Annotated in this window: 6 protein-coding genes; 1 reads left to right on the plus strand and 5 read right to left on the minus strand. The window is 40.5% G+C overall.

What is annotated here, in order from left to right; translation table 11 throughout:
- Window positions 1-216: 216 nt before the first annotated feature.
- From FJR06_RS21555 to FJR06_RS21565, 3 genes are read right to left on the minus strand one after another with little or no spacing between them, the layout of a single operon-like run.
- The gene (locus tag FJR06_RS21555) at window positions 217-1395 is read right to left on the minus strand and encodes an AptE protein (RefSeq protein WP_015078980.1); all 1179 of its coding nucleotides are present in this window, start codon (window positions 1393-1395) and stop codon (window positions 217-219) included.
- Window positions 1396-1437: 42 nt separating this feature from the next.
- Complete coding sequence (locus FJR06_RS21560; protein WP_015078979.1) at window positions 1438-5649, minus strand: non-ribosomal peptide synthetase; 4212 nt, start codon at window positions 5647-5649, stop codon at window positions 1438-1440.
- A complete protein-coding gene (locus FJR06_RS21565; RefSeq protein WP_168652240.1) occupies window positions 5646-13343 on the minus strand; it encodes a non-ribosomal peptide synthetase in 7698 nt (2565 codons plus the stop codon). The genes FJR06_RS21560 and FJR06_RS21565 overlap by 4 nt, the downstream gene beginning before the upstream one ends.
- 15 nt (window positions 13344-13358) lie before the next feature.
- On the opposite strand from FJR06_RS21565, the gene FJR06_RS21570 reads away from it, so the two are divergent.
- Window positions 13359-13514, plus strand: a complete 156-nt coding sequence (locus FJR06_RS21570) for a hypothetical protein (protein ID WP_168652241.1) — start codon at window positions 13359-13361, stop codon at window positions 13512-13514.
- 16 nt (window positions 13515-13530) lie between these two features.
- Here the strand turns inward: FJR06_RS21570 and FJR06_RS21575 are convergent, their stop codons facing one another.
- Both FJR06_RS21575 and FJR06_RS21580 read right to left on the minus strand, forming a co-directional pair.
- Complete coding sequence (locus FJR06_RS21575) at window positions 13531-16740, minus strand: non-ribosomal peptide synthetase (protein WP_168652242.1); 3210 nt, start codon at window positions 16738-16740, stop codon at window positions 13531-13533.
- A 57-nt stretch (window positions 16741-16797) separates the two neighbouring features.
- Entirely contained in the window at window positions 16798-23322 is a 6525-nt protein-coding gene (locus FJR06_RS21580; protein WP_168652243.1) for a non-ribosomal peptide synthetase, read from the minus strand.
- Window positions 23323-23326: the final 4 nt, after the last annotated feature.

The raw sequence follows: 23326 nt of genomic DNA on the forward strand, positions 1-23326 counted from the left end.
GCAATACTTCGACTTCGCTCAGTAACCAACTTCGACTTCGCTCAGTAACCAGAGGCAAGAGGCAAGAGTGAAGAGGGTTTGGGCGATTTTACTTTTCGTTACATATTACTCTTCGAGAAGCCGCTTCGCGTCTACGGTTTTTTTCCGTTCACCTACTTAATACTCTTCTGAGTCTTTAAATATTCCGAATTCTGAGTCGTAAATTTTTACGATTGATTATTCAAAGATACCATCTTTCCATAGTTCTAAGACTTCGTTAGCTGTAAAGTAACATTCTTTTTCCATTGCCAGAGATTTGATGACGGAACGCATTTTTTCATACTGCTTTCTAGATTGAGGATTTTGCAGTTGTTTTTCAAATAGATATTGGAAATTACTGACTCCACTCCATTTGCCAAAGACAACATCTATTTTGTTATGTGGAAATACTGCATAGCTCTTGGGATCACGAAACAAAGAATTAACATGAATACCTGATTCGTGGCGTTGTGCAGTTTGAGAGTAAGGAGATGCGGGACGAATCCCCAGTTGCTCAATATAATTAGTCACTGCGGCGATCGCATCATAGTTGATCCCCTGGACTTCAATGCCAAACCGGACTCGCAACCCATTTAACACCTGCTCAATGGCAACATTTCCGGCTCGTTCTCCAATCCCGCAAAACGTCCCCGATACTAAAGTCGCTCCCGCCATCAGAGACTGGAGAGTATTTTCCAGTGCCAATCCTATATCATTGTGGTAGTGTACCCCCAGTCCTACCCCAGTAGTGGATTGCAGCAAATCATGAATCCAGATATAACTCTTTTCTGGATTTAGCACCCCTACTGTATCACACAGTAAAAAGTTTTCAATATAAGGACTGCATGAGCGAATACATTCCACCAAAAAGTCAAAATCCGCTCTAGAAGCATCCTCCGCAGCAAAATTGACTCTGAGTCCGGCCACTTTTGTGGCATAGTGCAAATTTTCTACAATGACATTAATAGCATTCTGACGAATTCTATTGATGATTGCAGATGGGATATCATCATCAATTGTTTTTCCTTGGAATTCGCTCATGAGGCGAATTTGGGGATCTCGCAGAAACAGTAGACGATCAGAAACAGCATGAAACAAAATAATGCGCTTAACTCCGCAGTTCTTCGCATGATCAATATACTCTTTTCCCATCATCGTAGAAGCAGTGACAACACCATCCAATCCCTCTGATACTAATGTTTTAACCAGTTTAGCCTCCTGTTCATAAACATAGGGCATGATGCAAAGTTCATCAACTCCTGTTTGGGCAATCAGATGAGCCAGTTTGTGTTTGGTGGGATAAGAGAAAAAAATGCCTACTTGCTGTTCTCCATCCCGGAGGGTTTCGTCGGAAATTTTAATCGGAAGAGTTTGCATTGTTTTATACCAATTTAAAATTGAAAATCAAGAAAATTAGAATTAAGTCATCATTAACCGTAAGTTTGAAGTCAATATGTTTACATTGGGTTCATGAAGCATTTGACCGTGGGTTCCAGGTACAGATATCACCTTGACGTGATTTTGAGTGTATGCCTGCCATCCCCAGTCCGGTAAGTCGTAATCAGTAAGCGTTTGGAGTTCTCGCACCAGTATTTCCGGCACGTCTTCAGCGCGGAATAAAACAATCGGGGCAGAAATGGGATGAGCAGGCTGATAATCTACGTAATTGAGCGTCTGTACTCTCATAATTTGCATATTAGTTTTAAGTAAATCAAGGCTGGCGTGTTCCGGTAGGACATTATGACGGTATAAATAATCTGCCGCCAAATCCCAACGGGCTTGGTCATCGCGTTGAGCCGCTAAATCAGCGTATTCTAAACCGAAAGAAACTCCTTTTAAAGCTTCGATTCGTTGGATTATTTGCCAAATCCAATCAATATCTGCTCTATTTTTGAAATGTTCCGGATTAGAAACCAATCCCGAATCCAAGATAGCTAGTAAACTCACCTTTTCACCTTGCTGCTCCAGTTGGGAAGCTATTTCAAAAGCGACACTACAACCGGAAGAGTACCCCAGCAATATATAAGGTCCTTGGGGTTGTTGTTGACGTAATTGGGCAATCAGTTGACTTGCGTGGTCAGCTACTGAGTGAGGAAGTATGCTCAGTCCGTCTCTTCCTGGTGCATCGAGTCCATAGACAGGATGTTCAGTGCCTAAATTGATTGCCAAATCTCGAAAATAGAAACCGTGTCCGTTGGAGCCAGATACGCAAAATAGGGGGGTGGCATCTCCTAGAGGCTGAATCGTTACTAAATCAGGATTTGACTCTTGAATCTCCCTATTACCTATGTGTTGTGCCAGTTGAGCAATAGTAGGATTCTGAAATAAACTTTTCAAGGCCAGTTGTTGTCCCAACTCTTGTTGCACAAGATTGAGTAATTTGACTGCCAATAAAGAATGGCCGCCCAAATCGAAAAAGTTATCATGAATGCCAATTTTTTGACGTTCAAGAAGAGCAGACCAAATTTGCGCTAATTGTGCTTCGACTTTGTGGCGCGGGGGTGTGTATGCAGCTTGAACGCTAATATTAGGAACAGGTAAAGCTTTCCGGTCAATTTTGCCATTGGGAGTTAAAGGTAACTTGTCCAATACGACAATTTGAGCAGGAATCATGTAATCAGGTAAACTCGATTTGAGGTAATTTTTCAAATCACTGCAAAAATCATCATCAATTCCCGTTACATAAGCAATTAAACTTTGGTTATTCTCAGTTTTATTTACAGTTACAACAGCTTCTTTAACTAATGGATATTGTAATAAAAGTGATTCAATTTCCCCTAATTCAATCCTAAAACCCCGTAATTTTACCTGCTCATCCATGCGTCCTAGATATTCTAAATTGCCATCATCTCTCCATCTTGCTAAATCCCCAGTTTTATAAATTCGCTCAACTTGACTGAATAATTCCACTTCAATAAATTTTTCGGCAGTAGTTTCAGGACGATTCAGATAACCTCTAGCTAAACCCACACCCGCAATGCACAATTCACCAGGAATAGTAGGGGGTAATGGTTGATGATGTCTATCTAAAATGTAAGTGCGGAGATTAGATAACGGTTGACCAATTAGTGGTTTTTTCCCATCGGGTTGACAAACAGCTATACTGGTACAAACTGTAGATTCTGTTGGTCCATAACCATTAAAAAAACTTCTTCCTTTTGCCCAACGGTTAACTAATTCTTTGGAGCAAACTTCACCAGCAGTAATTAAAATTTGCAAATCAGGTAAGGTGGCTTGAGGTAACAAAGATAAAACTGAAGGTGGGATAGTAAGATGAGTAATTTTGTGTTCAGTTAAAAAGTCAATCAGTTCTTGACTAGGTAACAAGGTTTCTTTTTTTGTTAGATACAAACAAGCACCTGCAGAAAGAGTAGGAGCAATTTCCCAAATGGAAGCATCAAAACTGAAATTAGCAAACTGTAGTACACGACTTTGGGGTTGAATTTGCAAAATTTCATCAACTGCCAAAATTAAATTTACCAGTCCTTGATGTTCAATCATTACCCCTTTGGGTTTTCCCGTTGAACCAGAGGTATAAATGACATAAGCTAAATTATCAGGCGTACTTTGAGGACTGGGATTTGCTGTTGATTCTTCAGCCAAATTTTCTGCATCTAAACAAATTACTTGCGGGGAGTTTACCAGTTCATTTAATGGTAATTTATTTAAGATCAAACTTTGGGTTAACAATATAGATATCCCAGAATCTTCTAACATGAATTGAATCCGTTCTGGGGGATAATTAGGGTCAATCGGTACATAAGCACCACCGGCTTTGAGGATACCCAGTAACCCAATAATCATTTCTAGTGAGCGTTCAACACTAATACCAATTAAGGTATCTGGTTGAATTTGGTGATTTTTCAGTAAATAATGCGCTAGTTGGTTGGCTTTTTGGTTTAGTTGTTGATAATTGAGGATTTCCGATTCAAAAACTACAGCAATATTATGAGGATTTTTGGCAACTTGTTCTGCAAATAAATCAACAAAAGTTTTATCTTGAGGATAATCAGTTTGAGTTTGATTCCAGCGTTGTATTTGTAGCAGTTCCGTTGCTGTCATCAAAGGTAAAGTATTGATTGATTGGTGTGGATGATCAATAATTCCCTTCAGCAGCACTGTAAACTGTTCCGCCATGCGTTGGATAGTACCCCGTTCAAACAAGTCTGTAGCATATTCCCAAGAGCAATTCAACTGGTTGTCAGATTCGGTTACTAACAGCGTTAAATCAAACTTAGCGATCGCACCCTTGACTCCCAGCAATTCAGTATCTAACCCTGATAAATCCAAATCTGGACTAGCATTATTTTCCAGAGTAAACATGACCTGGAATAAAGGGTTATAGCTCATACTGCGTTCTGGTCGTAACTTTTCTACCAGCACATCAAAGGGAACGTCTTGATGAACATAAGCATCTAAACAAGTTTGGCGAGTTTGTTGTAAAAACTCAATAAAACTTAGCTCTAGTTTGATTTGCTGGCGCATAACCAAAGTATTCACAAAAAAGCCAATTAACCCTTCAGTTTGGCTATGGGTGCGGTTAGCAATGGGAGAACCAATACATAAGTCTTCTTGCCGACTGTAACGAGATAGTAAAATGCTCAAAGTAGCCAACAAGGTCATATATAAACTTACGCCTTGCTGTTGACTAAAAGCATTAACAGCAGCAGTTAATTCCGGTGTAAGAGCATAGATATAGCGATCGCCTCTGTAACTTTGCTGTGCTGGACGGGGATAATCTGTAGGTAATTCCAGTAATGGGGAAGCATCACCTAGTTGATGTTTCCAGTAATTAATCTGCTTTTCTAATACTTCTCCTTGTAACCAGTGGCGTTGCCAAGTTGCATAGTCACTGTATTGAATCGGTAAAGGAGCAAAATTCGGGGTCTTACCTTGAGAATAAGCAGTATAAGCCTGCCATAACTCCCGCAAAAATACTCCCATTGACCAGCCATCACTGATAATGTGGTGCATATTGATGGCCAAGACAGATTTTTGCTCCTCCAATTGCAGCAGTTTAGCTTTAAATAAAGGGCCAGTATTTAAGTCCAAGTGTTGTTGTGCATGAGCGTCAATTAAATCTTGGATATTTGGGCATTGGGTATCTAAATCAAGCTCTCCCTTGTTCCCAGTCCCTAATTCCCGGCAATCTTGTACTGTTAAAACTGCGATTTCGTCTAAACTGCGGATGGCAACTTGTGGTTGTCCGGCAACTGTGGGAAAATACATCCTCAGACTCTCGTGCCGATTCAGCAGATCAGCCAAACTAGAATGTAGGGCATCAATATTCAGGTTGCCGTTCAGTTGTAAAGCGATCGGCATATTGTAAGTAGCTGATGACCCTTGGAGTTGTGCTAATAGCCAGAGACGTTGTTGAGCAAAGGACAGAAGCTTGGGAGAGTCAGCACTTAAAGCCGGAATTTCCGCTGTAGAAACAGCTTGTGTTTTAGCAGCTTTCAAGAAAGCGAGAATATCTGCCTTCTGGTCTTGAATTTCCTGCTTGAGTTCAGCAGTGAGGGCGTTTTTGCTAGTACGAATCCGTAACTTATCATCTTCAGCCCAAATTCGGCAGCCCATGTTCTGCAAACGCAGCATTAAAGAAACTATTTGCTGATTTTGTGTTATGGTCATAGTTCAATTTCCTCTTCGTCTGAGTTTAAAGGTTGTATATCTGTGGTTGTCGAATTAACCCAAATGCAGCTATCTATATAATTTGCCAAGTCAATGATAGTAGGAGACTCAAATACTTGACGCAGTGGCAATTCTACTTTGAAAGTGTCACGAATGCGGTAGCAAAGTTGGGTAGCTAATAAAGAATGTCCTCCCAAGTTGAAGAAGTTATCTTGTCGGCCTATGACCTCATATTTCAATAACTTCGCCCAAAGTTGAGCCAGCAATTTTTCGGTCTCCGTTACAGGCAACTCAATATCTGTGACTGCAACTTTTGGATCTGGTGCAGGTAAAGCTTTTCGGTCTACTTTGCCATTATGTGTCAGTGGCAGTTTGTCCAAAACAACAAAATGACTGGGAATCATATAATCAGGCAGGGTTTTCTCTAAAAAGTCCCGCCATTCTGCTAATAAAGCTGGATCAATTTGATTGGTACGATATTGCAACGGTTGATTAGCGTAATTTTGCCAAGGTTTCAGCCGCCAATTGCCTTTTGTCGCAAATCTTGGGATTTTGTCTTCTTCAAAGATATGCCGTTGAAAAACAACATCGTAATCAGAAAATCCTGTGGAGCTATATTGGATAAAAGCCTTATAGGGCAAATCTCGCGCTAAATTTCGGAATGCTTCCGGTTCTATCCCTGATTTGACTTGGGCAATTGCCGCTTTTAAATCTGTGACAGTACCATCTAATTGAGGAATTTGTGCTAACAACGCCATTTCTGAAGTTAGACGTGCATTAGGAATACTCTTAATCCCTAGTAAATCTGGTTGCTCGGTTGTTAAAATTCTCTCAATTGTTGCCAGATTTAACTGTTGTTCTTGCCAATCTAAGCATTGAGGTTGAGTTAGGGGAATATCTACTTGATCTAAATGTAAAATAACATCATAACGAAAACGACTCATTTCCGTATGACTGTAACCCCGTTTTAATTCAATTTGGACGTGACTAATCCGAGAAAATCTTTGCTTGAGAGCGATAAAGAAATCAGGGTCAATCAGCAATTCTTCTTCCGTGCGAATCCTGTTTTGAATTTTTTGGCGCAAGTCCTGAATTGATAAGTCATCAGGGGCGCGATAAAATTCTGTGGTGGTGTGGAAAGCTGATAATAAATGGAGATTTCGCACGTCCCCAATCAATATTTTTCCCTGATGGCTCACAGTTTTGATTGCCCCTGCAATTACTAACAACAAGTAATCTAAAGAAGGGAAATACTGAATTACAGAATTAATGATTACCAAGTCATAAACATTGGATTCAATGCCATCAAACTGGTTAGCAGCACTTTGTTTTAAAGTAACTTTGTTTTGGAGAGATTGCTGTTTGAGATGTTGTTCAATATACTGCAATCCGCTCGATGCAAAATCTGTACCTAAATAATGTTGACAATGGGATGCAACTTTAAATAATAACATCCCTGTTCCGCAACCAATTTCCCAAACTCGTTTGGGTGCAAGTTCTAAAATTTGGTCAACTGTTGTATCACGCCATTCTTGCATGGCTGATCGCAAAATTGGCTCTCCTGTGTAGCTATCCTTCCAACCTGCAAGATTCAAAGTTGGATCATCGGTTGGTGTTGTTTGTTGAGTGTAGCTATCATTAAAAACTTGTTCCCACAATTCTACCTGTTCACTTTGGCTGGTATAGTCGCTTTCTGTTGTGGGGACAACATAAGTAACTAGACGTTGATAGCATTCGCTGTCTTCCCGCACCAAAACAACCGCTTCCTGAATTTTGGGGTGTTTGAGTAAAGATGCTTCAATTTCACCTAATTCAATCCGGAAACCCCGCAATTTGACTTGATGATCGATCCGCCCTAAATATTGCAAATTACCGTCAGGTAGCCATCGGGCTAAATCACCAGTTTTATAAATTCGCTCAGTTTTACCAAATAATTCTAATGTGATAAATTTTTCGGCAGTTAAATCGGGACGATGCAAATAGCCCTGTGCTAAACCTGCACCCCCAATGCACAGTTCCCCAGGAACACCGGGGGGCAGGGGTTGATTAGCATGATCTAAAATATAGATGCGAGTGTTGGCGATCGCTTTGCCAATGGTAGGTTCGTGCTGGGCATTTTTGGCAACTTTCGTAAATGTTGAATAAGTTGTGTCCTCAGAAGGTCCATAGAGGTTATAAACTTCTTGTACAGATGTATTTTGATATAAAGCTTGTACCAAGTTATTTCTTAAGGGTTCACCCGCTAAATTAATAACCTGTACACTGGACGGAATTACATTCATATTCAGGAGTTCAGCCGCCGCACTCGGTACAGTATTAATCAAAGTTATCGGGATCGAACTCTGATGTGCTTGCTCAATGTAGAGCGCATTTTCCACCAAAATTACACTCCCCCCTTGAGTCAGGGGGACAAAAATTTCAAAAATGGAGAGATCAAAACAGATTGAAGTTGATGCTAAAACACCTGCAAGCTGTTCTGTACTAAAGACTGAATGCGCCCAGTTTACAAATGCTACCGCACTAGCATGGGCAATAGCAACGCCCTTAGGTTTGCCTGTAGAACCAGAAGTATAAATTACATAAGCTAAGTCATCAAAACGAATGAATTTTTGAGGATTCTCTGTTGGGCTATCGCTCCAGGTGGGTTGATCTAAAAATACTAATTGGCAGGTACTTTTGAGTTTTTCTAAGGGAAGTTGCTGTGGCAGAGATTTCGTTGTCAGTAATACCGCAGCATGACTATCTTCGAGCATTAAATGAATGCGTTCTTGGGGATAACTCGGATCAATTGGTAGGTATGTACCACCTGCTTTGAGGATCGCAAATATGCCGATCAGCATTTCCAGCGATCGCTCCATGCAAATCGCCATCAATGGGGGATCAGATAATTGTTGCTGACTTTTGAGTTGCAATAAATAATTTGCTAGGCGATTCGCTTTTTGATTGAGTTCTTGATAACTCAAGCTTTGATCTACCGACACTACTGCAATTTGATCGGGCGTTTTTGCAGCCTGATTTTCAAACAAACTCACCAAAGTATGATTTTGAGGGTAATCTGTCTCAGTTTGATTCCAAACTTGCAGTTGTTGGATTTCTGCGGGGGTGATGATGGGTAGCTGATAAATCGGTTGTTGGGAATTTTGAACTATTGCTGTGAGCAAAACTTCAAAATGTGCCGCCATGCGCCTAATGGTTGAGGCCGCAAATAAATCTGTGGCATATTCCCACATACAGTGTAGTTGCTCGTCTCTTTCGCTCAAATCCAGCAGGATATCAAACTTGGCAAATGGGAAACTTTGTTCTAAGTATTGAATCTCCAGCCCTGGTAAATGAACCTTCGCCCCTGCGCCAACCGCATTTTGCAACACCATCATCACTTGGAACAAGGGATTGTGGCTGAGACTGCGTTCTGGTTGTAACTTTTCAACTAAATACTCAAAAGGAATGTCTTGATGAGCATAAGCATCTAAGCAAGTTTGGCGAGTTTGTTGCAGTAACTCACTAAAGCTTTGCTCTGACTTGATTTTGCTTCGCAATACTAAGGTATTGACAAAAAAGCCAATTAACCCTTCTGTATAGCTATGGGTGCGATTAGCGATCGCAGAACCAACACATAAATCCTCTTGGCGGCTGTAACGGGATAGTAAGATATTAAAAGCAGTCAACAGGGTCATAAATAAACTCACCCCTTGTTGTTGACTAATAGCTTTAAGTTTCTGAGTCAGTTCTTTGCTCAAAGAAAATTCTTCCCGCTCACCTTGGTAACTTTGTTGCGCTGGACGGAGATAATCAGTGGGTAATTCCAGCAAGCGAGGCGCATCCCCTAGCTGTTGTTGCCAATAATTTTCTTGAGTTAATAAGGTTTCCCCTTGTAACCAACTGCGCTGCCAAGCTGCAAAATCACTATATTGAATCGCTAATGGTGACAAGTTCGGCACAGATCCCGCAGCATAAGCAGTATAAGCTTGTTCCCATTCCCGCTTAAATACTCCCATGGACCAGCCATCACTAATAATGTGGTGCATATTAATTAGCAGGACATTTTTCTGCTCACTCAGTTGCAGCAGTTTCGCTTTGAACACTGGACCAGTATTTAAGTCAAAGGATTTTTGAGCGTGAAGATCAGATAAATGTTGCACAGTTTCCCCTTGAGTTTGGGGAGGGAGTGCTTGTAAGTCGGCAATTTCTAATACTTCTATATCTTCGACATTTTTAACTACTACTTGGGGTTCTCCCTCCAAAGTAGGGAAATAAGAGCGTAGACTGGTATGCCGTTCTAGCAGATAAGTTAAACTTTGCCGCATAGCTTCTAAATTTAGGTTGCCATCTAGTTGAAAGGCCACTGGCATATTATAGGTAGAAGAAGTTCCTTTCGCTTCCAGTTGAGCGATAAACCAAAGTCTTGATTGGGCAAAAGACGGAGTTTTTGGTTCATTTTCTGGCTGGGGTGAAATGGGAGGTAAAGCAACACTCGCAGATGCTTGATTAATTTCCTTCGCTAACTCAGATAAAATGTTTTGCTCAAATATCTTACGAACAGGTACTTCTACCCCGAAAATATCACGAATTCGGGTAACTAATTGAGTAGCTAACAGGGAATGTCCACCTAATTCAAAGAAGTTATCAGAACGACCAACAGATTTAACTTTTAATAAACCTTGCCATAAACTAGCGAGTAGTTCTTCTGTGGGAGTTACTGGTATTTCCAAATCAGAGGAAGTAGCAGTGTGTGGTGCTGGTAATGCGCGGCGATCTAGTTTACCATTAGCAGTCAGAGGAAATTGATCCAAAACCATAATCTGGCTAGGAATCATATAATTTGGGAGGCGATTTTTGAGGTATTCTCTCACTTTTTCAGCTACATTGGCGGATTTTTCTGTTGCCATAATATAAGCTACTAATCTAGGATTATTATCAATTTCATACAAAATGACAACAGCTTCTTGAACTAATGGATGTTGTAATAACAGTGATTCAATTTCTCCGAGTTCAATTCTAAAACCCCGTAATTTTACTTGCTCATCAATCCGACCCAAATATTCTAAATTCCCCTTAGCATTCCATTTTGCTAAATCACCAGTTTTATAAATGCGCTCAGTTTTACCGAATAAATCAATTTCCATAAATTTTTCGGCTGTAATTTCAGGACGATTGAGATAACCTCTAGCTAAACCAACCCCAGAAATACATAATTCTCCTGGTATTCCTGGAGGTAATAGTTGATTGTTTCCATCTAAAATATAGATATTAGCATTAGGTATTGGTTTACCAATTGCTGGTTTTTCGCCATTGGGTTGACAAAGATAAATAGCTGCGGTCACAGTAGATTCTGTTGGACCGTAGCAATTATATAAATGTTGTTCTCTTCCCCATTGACTTACTAATTCAGCCGGACAAGCCTCTCCTCCAACAGTTAAACATTGTAAATCAGGGAAACTCGCCTTTGGTAAGACAGATAAAGCTGAAGGTGATAAAAAGCCGTGAGTAATTTTGTGTTCAGTTAAAAAGTTAACTAAGCTTTGACCAGGTAACAAAGTATCTTTATTGCCTAAATATAAACAAGCACCTGCTGATAAAGCAGTCGCAATTTCACCAATAGATAAATCAAAACTAAAAGACCCAAATTGCAGTAAGTGGCTGTAATTTTGAACTTGAAAAGTTGTAGTCCAGGCTAAAGCTAGATTGACAATTGCCCGATGTTCAATCATTACCCCCTTGGGTTGTCCTGTTGAACCGGAAGTATAAATAACATAGGCTAAATTATCAGGCTGGCTTTGAGAATGAGGATTATCTGTTGTTTCTTGAGCAAAATTTTCTGGATCTAAACAAATAACTTGAACAGAATTTTCTAAATTATCTAAAGGTAATTGCTCTAATAAAAAACTTTGTGTTAGTAATACCGATATCTCGGAGTCTGCTAACATAAACTGAATCCGTTCTTGGGGATAATTGGGATCAATTGGTACATAAGCACCACCAGACTTGAGGATACCAAGTACACCAATAATCATTTCTAAAGAACGTTCAACAGCAATACCAATTAATTTATCTGGTTGAATTTGGTGATTTTTTAGTAAATAATTAGCTAATTGATTGGCTTTTTTATTCAATTGTTGATAAGTTAGCTGCTGAGATTCAAAAACTACAGCAATATGATCAGGATTTTTAATAACTTGTTGTTCAAATAAGTCCACTAAAGTCTGATCGCGGGGGTATGATGTTTGAGTTTGGTTCCAATTTTGTAGTTGCTGAATTTCTGTTTCTGTCAGCAAGGATAGAGTATTAATTGGTTTATTTGGATGATCAATAATTTGCTTCAGTAGAACTTCAAAATGTCCCACCATTCGTTGGATTGTTTCAGATTCAAATAAATCAGTCGTATATTCCCATTCTCCTGTTAAACCTTGCGGTGTTTCTCGGAAAATTAACGACAAATCCAACAAAGTCGTTGTATTTTCCCATGTAAATGGGGTCAGGGTTAATCCATTGGTTGACAATATTTCTTGAGTTTCATTTTGAAAACCAAAAGCAACTTGAAATAGAGGATGATGAGAAAGCGATCGCTCTAATCCCAGTTCATCAACCAGTTTTTCAAAGGGCAAATCCTGATGATCATAAGCATCCAGAGTTACTTGTTTGACTCGTTCCAGTAATTCTTTAAAAGTTGGATTCCCTTGTAGATTAGTTCGCAATGCTAGAGTATTGACAAAAAAGCCAATTAGTGACTCTGTTTCCTGGCGGTTACGATTAGCGATCGCTGAACCAACTACAATATCTTCTTGTCCAGTGTAGCGTGAAAGTAAGAGCGTAAATACTGTCAATAAAGTCATAAACAGAGTTGTTCCTGACTGTTGACTTAAATGCTTCAACTGCTGAGTTACATCCTGATCAAGTTGCAAAAACTGACTACTTCCCTGATAGGTTTGCGTGGACGGGCGGGGTCGGTCTGTCGGCAATTCTAACAGCGGCGGAACTGCGGCTAATTGTTTTTGCCAGTAATTGAGTTGATTTTGCAAAACATCGCCCTGTAGCCATTGTCTTTGCCAGTGGGCAAAATCCGCATATTGCAGCGATAATTCTGGCAGGGGAGACGATTCTTGTTTACAAAAAGCAGTATAAAGGGTGAACAATTCCTGACGGAAGATTCCCATTGACCAACCATCACAAACAATGTGATGAATGACAAGCAACAATAAATGGGATTGGTCAGCTAGTTGCAACAACTTTACCCGCAGCAAAGGCGCATTTGATAAATCAAAGGACTGTTGTAATTCTGTTGTAGCTAAATGCTGGGCTTTGCTTAACTGATCTTCTGCTGTTAATTGTCGCCAGTCCAGCACTTGCATTTTCATTTGCGGATGAGGATGAATCACCTGTATAGGTGACTCATTGATCACACAAAAATTAGTACGTAATACTTCATGACGGTGGACAATTGCTGTTATAGCTTGTTCTAAAGCATTGATATTCAGCAATCCGCTAATTTGCCAGAAAAATGGGACATTATAGACGCAGTTTTCGCCTTCTAGTTGGTCAATAAACCACAGTCTTTGTTGAGCAAAAGAAAGAGGCAAAAATTGATCCCTTGATACTGGTGTAAGCTGTGGAGATTGTTGTTGTTTTTTTAGTTTTTGTAAGACTAATTCTCGCTTTTCTGGTGAAAGATTTTCCAGCCGTTTTAGTAAATCGCTCATATAAGTAAGTAGGGTTTGCTGAAAAAGTTGTCTGTGAGGGCTAGGAGTCAGGAGTCAGGAGTCAGGAGTCAGGAGGAAGAATTAGAAGAAGAGAAGAATAGTATTGAATCTATTCGACATATTTTCGCTCCTGGTGATTTGATATTTAGTATCATCAAATTGCTAAATTAAATTATCAAATAAATTATCAAAACATTAATGCTTGTGTTACCTCTTCATCTGATAACCCATCAACTTCGCCTAAAATCTGAGCGAGGGCATCATTTTCTGCTTGTTCAATTTGTTGTTCCATAACCTTTTGGGCAAGTTCAGCAATTGTGGGATTCTCAAATAAATAACGTAAAGGAAAATCTAGAGAAAAGGCTTCTCTTAATCGAGAAATCACTTGAGTAGCGAGTAAAGAATGTCCTCCTAACTCAAAAAAGTTATCATAAATTCCCACCTGTTTTAATTTCAAAACTTCAGTCCAAATTGTTGCTAATTCTTGTTCTGTAGCCGTGCGAGGCAGCACAAAATCAACCTCTACATTTCTTTGGAAACCTTCGGGAATAGGCAAACCAAGGCGGTTGACTTTACCATTAGGAGTGAGGGGAAATGCTGCCAGAACTACGAAAGCAGTAGGTATCATGTAATCTGGTAGCTTTTCCTTGAGGAAATTTCGGAAGCTGCTAGAAGTAGGTGAATTATCCTTCGTAACCAAATAGGCTACTAGGAATTTCTTCCCTGACTCATCTTCCCGTGCAATAACTAGAACTTGTTTGATGTCAGGATTTTGCATCAAAACTGCCTCAATTTCTGCCAATTCAATCCGAAAACCGCGAATTTTTACTTGGGTATCAATTCGACCGATAAATTCTAGATTTCCATTAGGTAGACGGCGGACTAAATCTCCGGTTTTGTAAAGGGTATCTCCTTGAATAAAGGGATTAGGAATAAACTTTTCACTGGTTAATACGGGCTGATTTAAGTAACCCCTCGCAACACTCGCACCACCCACATAAAGTTCACCAGGGATACCAATTGGCACTCGATGTAAATTTTCATCTAATATGTAAACTGTGCGATCGCCAATGGGTTTACCAATAGGAATAGAATGGATATTTTCAGTAATTTGTTTAGGAATGGCATAACAACAGGTAAATACTGTACATTCTGAAGGTCCATAACCGTTAATTATTTGCGTTTCTGGCAAGATTTCTAAAGCGCGACGAACATGATCTACAGAAATAGATTCTCCCCCAATGAGTAGTTGTTTAACTCCCGATAACCCTTGTGGCATTGTATCAATCATCAGATTGAAGAAAGCGGAAGTTAGCCAAAGGATATTAATTCCTTGTTCTTGGATAATGCGGGTTAAGCCTGCTGGTGTGGGAATTTTCTCTGGATAAAGCACACAACGTCCACCGTAAAGTAATGATGGCCAAAGTTCTAGCGTGAGTGCATCCCAAGAAATTGATGAATGTTGTAGCCAAATTTTTTCTGCATCAAGGTGAACGTAATCAACTTCAAACATAAAACCCATGAAGCTACGATGAGGAACTTCTGTACCTTTTGGTGTTCCTGTCGAGCCGGAGGTATAAATGATATAAGCTAAATTTTCTGGATTAACTTCACTGTTTAAATTGTCTTGTTTGTATTGGGCAATAATTCCCCAATCTGTGTCAAGATTCACCACAGTTTGATTATTCAGTGGTAGTCCATTTTGTAAATGAGTTTGTGTTAGTAAGATCGGTGTTTGTACATCTGCCACCATGAACTCTAATCTTTCGGGAGGATAAGCTGGATCTAGGGTAAAATAAGCCCCACCAGCTTTGAGAATGGCCAGAATACCGATGACCATTTCTAGGGAACGTTCAACACAAATTCCCACTCGGACTTCGGGTTTAACTCCCAGTGATTGCAAATAATGGGCTAATTGATTGGCGCGGTTATTTAATTCTCGATAAGTTAAATGTTGTTGTTCATATATAATTGCTATTGCATCAGGGCTTTTTTCTACCTGTTCTTCAAATAAAACATGAACACATTTGTAATTAATAGTATTTGTTGCTTGTTGATTTTCTAGCAGCATTAATTCTTCTGCTTCGGCTGCACTCATTAGAGATAAGTCAGAAATATTTTGTTGTAAATTAGCTGCCATTCCTGTTAGCAATGTCAGGAAATGTCCAATCATGCGAGCAATTTTCTTGTCGTCGAAGCAGCTAGTATCATAAACAATTCTGCCAGCTAATTGCGAACCAGGATTAATAACTATCGTTAGCGGATAATTTGTGCGTTCAAAACAACTAATATGACTAATTTCTAAAGTTTTTCTGGTCTCTTGTGGGGAAGAATCTAATGGATAATTTTCAAAGACTAAAAGACTTGCAAATAATGGCAATCCGGGGAGAATATCACTCTGATTTTGAATTTCTGCGAGAGAACAATAAGCATACTGTTCTTGTTCTAATGCTTGGGTTTGTAATTGCTTGAGCCAGGGTAATAATTCTGTCTTGTTGGTAACTTTGACTCGGATGGGGAGAGTGTTAATTAATAGTCCTACCATTGAGTCTACTTGCTCCAGGGTCGGTGGACGACCGGATACAGTTGCACCAAAGATGACATCACTTTCCCCACTGTAGCGGGAAATTAATAACCCATAAGCTCCCTGTACCAAATTATTTAAGGTTAAATGCTGCTGTCTGGCCATACCTTGTAATTTTTCAGTAACAGTTGGCGATAATTGGAAATGCTGCTCATGATATGTTCCCTCTCCCCTATTTCCTCCCAACAAGGTAGGAGTTTCAAAACCCTGGAGAGTTGTTTGCCAAAATCTCTTGGCTTGATCAATATCCTGTTGTTGTAACCAATCAATATATTCTCGATAGGGACGAACAGGTTGGAGGTATAAATGTTCGCCTCGCTGTTGTGCTTCATAGAAAGCTAAAACTTCTTTGAGGATAATCTGCATTGACCAGCCATCAAATAGGATATGATGATGACTCCAAATAAGTTGATAGGTCTGCTCTGTTAATTGGATGAGGGTGAAGCGCATTAAGGGAGCAATACTCAGATCAAATCCTTTTTGGCGATCGCTCAACAAAAAATCCTCTAAGTTATTTTGTTGTTCATCAGCTGTGAAATTTCGCCAGTCTATTTTCATCCACGGGATATCCACTTGCTTACTTACCATTTGCAAGGGCTTTTCTATCTCCTCCCAATAAAAAGAACTGCGTAATACTGAGTGTCTCGCCACAACTTGTTCCCAAGCTTTTTGGAACGCGGGAAAGTTCAATTCCCCAGAGAGGATACAAAGCAACTGCTCAAAATAAACTTCTGATTCGGGTGCATAAAGGGTATGAAACAACATCCCTTGTTGCATGGGCGAAAGTTCATAAAGGTCTTGGATATTTTGCATGAAATTACCTCTGAATTGGGAATTGGGAATTGGGAATTGGGAATTAGTTGATGATAGCTACTTGGGTTTGTTTTTGTTAATTTTGAATAGGAATTTATCTAGCTGTTGTTGATTGAGTTTGGCTGCTGAAAAATCCGCAGGAGTATAGCTTTGAGACTCCGTTAATTGACAGTGATTTATTAGGTTTTTTAATGCTTCTATAAATCCTACAGCTAACTTTTCAATGGTGTCTTGCTTGTGAATTTTCTCACTATAAGTCCAAGTCATTTCCAGTTTTCCTCCACGAATAAAACCACTGATGCCTAATAAATGACTACGCTGATTGAGTAAGCTTTGTTTGGCTGTGAATTCTTTAGCCAAACCCAAGGATTCAGAGGCTTTCAGCACTTGATCGAATTGACCAAGGTAGTTAAAACTGATTTGTGCTGATGGTAGTGACTGTAATTTTTCGCGGATTGTGCTGTTTTCCTGCAAATATCGCAATACACCATAACCAATTCCTCGGTTGGGAATCTGCCGCAGTTGTTCTTTAACAAACTTTAAAGCGTTTCCTGGATGGTCAATTTCTTGTAGTTGTAACCTCACGGGGAATAATGTCGTAAACCAACCGACAGTGCGCGATAAATCTACATCCTCAAATAAGTCTTCCCTGCCATGTCCTTCCAAATCAATTAGTAAAGAACTTTCTCCTGTCCATTGGGCAAAACTTTGCACTAGGGCAGTCAACAGGACATCATTGATTTGAGTATTGTAGGCAGAGGGTACATCTTGTAAGAGGGCGCGGGTTTGTTCTTCATTTAAAGCCAGTGACACAGACGCGGTTGAGGCTACAGTGTTATTTTCTTGATCTGAAGGATAGTCTACTGGTAAAGCTGTGACTGGAATGCTAGATTGATTTAGCCAGTAATCCAACTCTTTGATAGCCTTGATTTGGGCATACTCTGTGAGGCGATCGCTCCAATATTGCCAGGAAGTTGTCTTAGGTGGTAATTTGATAACTTCATTGCGGCTAATTTGTTGGTAAGCAGTCGCCAAGTCTTCTAGCAAAATCCGCCATGAGACAGCATCAACAGCTAAATGATGGATAATGAAGAGTAAATAACTCGGTTTATCATTGCCTAATTGAAATAAAGCGACTTGTGCTATTACCCCCGTAGATAAATCCAGACTAGCCTGAAGTTCAGCATCAGTCGCTTTTATTGCTGTTTGCTGTTCTTGTGGTGATAGGTGGGACAAATCAAAGATACTCAATGGCACAGATTCCCGTGTCGCGGTGTTAATTTGTTGCCAGTTTTCTCCTTCCTGCACAAACCGCAGCCGTAAAGCATCGTGATGTCCTAACAGTTGTTGTAATACTGACTGCAATAACTCAGGTTGCAAATCTGATGGCACTTCTAACAGTGTTGACTGGTTAAAATAATTAGGTCTGGGTAATTTCTGCTCGAAAAACCAATTTTGAATAGGTGTCAACCTTACAGCACCAGTTACTAAACCTTGTTCAGCATTGATTTGGCGAGTGATACCCACTACAGCCGCTAATTCGGCAATGGTTTGATACTTAAATAGCTGTTTAGCAGCAATTTGGACACCCACCTGATTAGCTTTGGAAATTAACTGAATGCTGAGAATCGAGTCTCCACCCAGTTCAAAAAAGTTATCGTGGATGCCAACTTTTCCTATTCTGAGAACTTCCGACCAAATCGCCACTAATTTCTCTTCTATAACTGTACGAGGAGCAATAAATTTATCTTCGACATGATGAGAAAAATCGGGGGTTGGGAGAGCGCGATAATCTACTTTGCCGTTGGCAGTTATGGGGAGAGTTTTCAGCAGCATAAACGCCGCTGGAATCATGTAATTTGGGAGTTTTTCCTTGAGGAAATGGCGCAATTCATCAATTGTTGGTTGCTGATGCTGGGGAACAATATAAGCAACGAGTCGCTTTTGTCCGGGAACGTCTTCATGGGCGATAGCCACGGATTGTAACACTTGTGGGTGTTGTCTCAATACCGTTTCGATTTCTCCCAACTCAATCCGGAAACCGCGAATCTTCACTTGATTGTCAACTCGTCCCAGATATTCTAGACTGCCATTGGCGCGGAATCTTGCTAAATCCCCAGTTTTGTACAGTTTACTATTCCCTAGCTCCTCAAAGGGATTGGGGATAAATTTGGCATGGGTTAATTCTGGACGTTGCCAATAGCCTCTAGCTAGTCCTGCTCCCCCAATGTGCATTTCTCCAGGAACTCCTATGGGTACAGGTTGCAGATATTGATCTAAAATATAAACCTGAGCATTACTAATGGGTCGGCCAATGCTAACAGGTGCAACTGGGGTTAAAAGTTCTAAGGTGGTGACAACCGTTGCTTCTGTTGGTCCGTAACTATTAAACAATTGGGGGGCTGGGGAAAGATCAGCTACACAATTATGCCAATGTTGCACCTTTTCTAGTTGGACTTCCTCACCACCAATAATTACAGTTCTCAAACCTTCAGGAATGGGGGCATCTTCAGGGTTAAGTTCTGCTACTAACTGATGCCAGTATGCTGTGGGCAGATCCAAAACAGTCAATTGCCATTTTTGGCAATACCGCCAAAATTCATCACTGGAGTGGAGCATTTCTTCCGTGCGTAACACTAAGGTTGCACCAACGGACAGACAGGGAAAGATTTCCTCAATGGAAGTATCAAAGCAAACAGACGCAAACTGTAAAATCCTATCGCTGGTATTGATTCCATATTTATCAATGGCAGTGATTACAAAATTCATTAATGACCGATGTTCAATCATTACCCCCTTGGGTTTACCCGTAGAACCAGAAGTATAAATAATATAGGATAGGTGATGAAGTTTGACATCACTGTGCGGGTTAGCTGTGCTGTGTTGAGAAATGATTGACCAATCTGTATCTAAACAAATTGTTTTTCCTGTGTAATCTAGCCGTTGATTTGGGAATTTATCTTGGGTTAGCAAAATTCCTAGTTGCGTATCTGCGAGAATTTCAGCTATTCGCTCTTGGGGGTAGGATGGGTCAATAGGAACATAAGCGCCACCTGCTTTAATCACCCCAAGTAAGCCGATAATCATATCTAAGGAGCGTTCAATGCAGATTCCCACTAGGGTTTCTGGTTTAACTCCCAAACTTTGCAGATAGTGGGCTAATTGGTTGGCGCGATCGCTCAATTGACGATAAGTTAATTTTTGACCATCCTGTTCTACAGCTACAGCATCGGGTGTTAACTCTACCTGAGACTCAAACAACTTATGGATACAATTTTTCTGCGTATATTCTCTATGAGTCTGATTCCATTCCATCAATAATTCCTGCTGAGGCTGGTTTAGGATCGGTAATTCAGAAACTCGCTGCTCTGGTTTATCAACAATCCCTTTTAGTAAAACTTGATACTGATCTACCATCTGCTGGATTGTGGCAGCGTCGAATAAGTCAGCGTTGTATTCCCAAATAAGAGTAATTCCCTTATCTTTGCCATTTAGCTGGGAATGCGGAATCAACACAACATCAAGATCAAACTTTGTTGATTTGTTGCTGAGGGCTACATTCGTTGTGATGTTCAAGCCTGGTAAAGTTAAGTCTGGACGGGGAGAATCATGGAAGCTAAACATCACTTGAAACAGAGGATTATAACTTAAGTTCCGTATTGGCTTGATCACCTCCACGACCTTATCAAAGGGTAAATCTTCGTTAGCAAAGGCTTCCAGACTCACTTTGCGGACTCGACCCAGCAACTCCCGAAACGTGGGATTACCAGATAAATCGGTGCGTAAAACCAGGTTATTGACGATCATGCCAATTAATTGTTCTGTCTCGCGCATCCGCCGATTGGCAACAGCCGTACCCACACAAAGATCGTCCTGTCCAGTGTATCGGCGGACAATTACTAAAAACGCCGCCAAGGTCGTCATAAATAAGGTAATTCCCTCTTGACGGCTCAGAACTCTCAAGGATTCGCACAAAGTAATGGGCAACTCTAACCTGACTTGAGCGCCGTTGTAAGTTTGTTCTGCTGGTCGTGGGCGGTCATATGGTAATTCCAAGAGGGGCGGACTGCCGGATAACTGCTGCTGCCAATAGGCTAATTGGGCTTGGGCTTCCTGGCTTTTTACCCACTCTCGCTGCCAACTCGCAAAGTCTACAAACTGGATTGGTAATTCTGGCAGTGGGGAGGGATGACCCTCACAGAAGGCTTGATAAAGTGCTAAAAACTCTTTCAAAAAGACGTTATTGAAAGACCAGCCATCATGAACCATGTGATGTTCAATGTGGACTAAAAGATGGTCTTGGTCATTCAACTTTAACAATAACCATCTGACTAAAGGCAATTTATCCAAGTAAAAGGGCTTCTTTACCTCTGCATCAAATAGACGTTGAATTTCTGCTTCTTGCTCTGACCCCGTAAATTTCTCGATGTCTACGACGTTTAATTCAATTGGTAAGGATGAGTGGATGACCTGAAATAACCGTCCATTGACTGCTGGAAAAGTTGTGCGGAAGATTTCATGTCTTTGCACAATCTCACTGAGACATTTTTTGAGGACTATGACATCGAGGTGTCCCTGAAATCTGAGAGTTGCTTGAGCTTGGTATGCTGTATTTTCGGGTGCTACTTCCTGGATGAAGTACACGCGCTCTTGAGCAAAGGAAACAGGTAACATTCCAGCCCGTGAAATCCTTTGTATAGCAGGACTTTGTAGTTTTTGTTCTAGGAGTTCATGCTGTTGAATGACACTAGCTAAACCCGCTACGGTAGGATTAGCAAAGATGTTTGCAAACGATAACTCAACTTGAAAACTGTCGCGTACACGGGAAAGGATTTGAGCCACTATCAGGGAATGTCCACCGAGATTAAAAAAGTTGTCATTAACTCCTATTTGCTCATAACCTAGTAAATCAGCCCAAATAGCCGCTAATTTTTCTTCAATTGGGTTACGAGGTGCAACAAAGCTTTCTTCTAAATCGGGGCGTGTGCGATCGCAAACTGGAAGATTCTGACGATCTACTTTGCCATTGGGGGTGAGGGGTAAAGAATCTAAAACGACAAATACCCCTGGAATCATGTATTGAGGTAGATTTTCTTGAAGTAAGTTTTTGAGGGTAGTAACAATTGCTTCCGGCTTTTGATTCAGAACCACATAAGCAAGCAGCCGTTTATCTCCAGGAATGTCTTCACGAGCAATTACCGCCGCTTGCTTAACATCTGGGTGTTGAATTAACAACTTCTCGATTTCATCCAATTCTATGCGGAAGCCGCGAATCTTGACTTGATTATCCACTCGCCCCAGAAACTCAATGTTGCCATCTGGTAAATAACGAGCTAAATCACCAGTTTTATATAATCTACTCCCTTCTGTCTTCTTAAATGGATTGGAAATAAATTTTTCCTTAGTTAATTCTGGACGGTTCAGGTAGCCTCTAGCTAACCCATCACCACCAATATATAATTCACCCGGAACGCCAATAGGAACGGGTTGAAGATTGTGATCAAGAATATAAATTTGTATATTAGCGATCGCCCGGCCAATGGTTGGTTGAGTTTCCCCAAAAGTACATTCTGCAACTGTGGCACAAACAGTTGATTCCGTTGGTCCATAAGCATTAAAGAAACGCCGCTCTTTTGACCATTGAGCGATCAATTTTGGATTACAAGCTTCTCCAGCAACGATGAGAGTTTGCAAGTTTGGCAATTCCTCTTTGGGCAAAGCTGCTAGTGCTGTGGGTGGTAGTGTGGCGTGAGTGATTGATTGTTGACGCAAAAATCGGATTAAGTCTATACCTGGACGCAAAGAATCTTGATTTCCCAGATAAAGACTAGCTCCAGAACACAAGGCCATCACAATTTCCGAAACTGAAGCATCAAAACTGAAAGAAGCAAACTGGAGAACACGGCTATTTTGGTTTACGCCAAACAGTTTTACTTGTGCTTGAGCAAGATTACATACCCCTCGATGCTGAATCATTACACCCTTTGGTGTGCCTGTAGAACCAGATGTATAAATCACATAGGCTAGATTTTCTGCCGTGACATCGCTAGTAGGATTTTCTTGATTTTGGCGAGTAATTAATTCCCAATCTTGATCTAAACAAACTGTTTTTGCACCACTGTCAGCAAAGCTTTTTACAAACTTTTGTTGTGTTAACAGCACTTGTACTTGTGAATCTGAAAGCATGAACGATAAACGCTCTTTGGGGTATGTGGGATCTAGTGGCAGATAAGCTGCACCCGCTTTGAGAATGCCCAACATTCCGATGATCATTTCTAGGGAACGCTCCACACAAATCCCTACCAGCACTTCTGGCTCAACACCCAAAGATTGCAAATAATGAGCCACTTGGTTAGCTCGGTGATTCAACTCTTGATAAGTAAGTTTCTGCCCCTCAAAAATGACAGCAATATTGTCTGGAGTTTTTGCCACTTGTGCTGCAAATAATTCATGTACACACAAATGTCGAGGATAATCTGCCCTGGTATCATTCCATTCTACCAATATTTTATGTCGCTCCTGCTCAGTTAAGGCAGAATAATCATCAACGTCATCATTAGAATCAATCACTATTTCTTGCATAAAT

Source organism: Dolichospermum sp. UHCC 0352 (genome assembly GCF_009711925.1).
Taxonomy (GTDB): Bacteria; Cyanobacteriota; Cyanobacteriia; order Cyanobacteriales; family Nostocaceae; genus Dolichospermum; species Dolichospermum lemmermannii.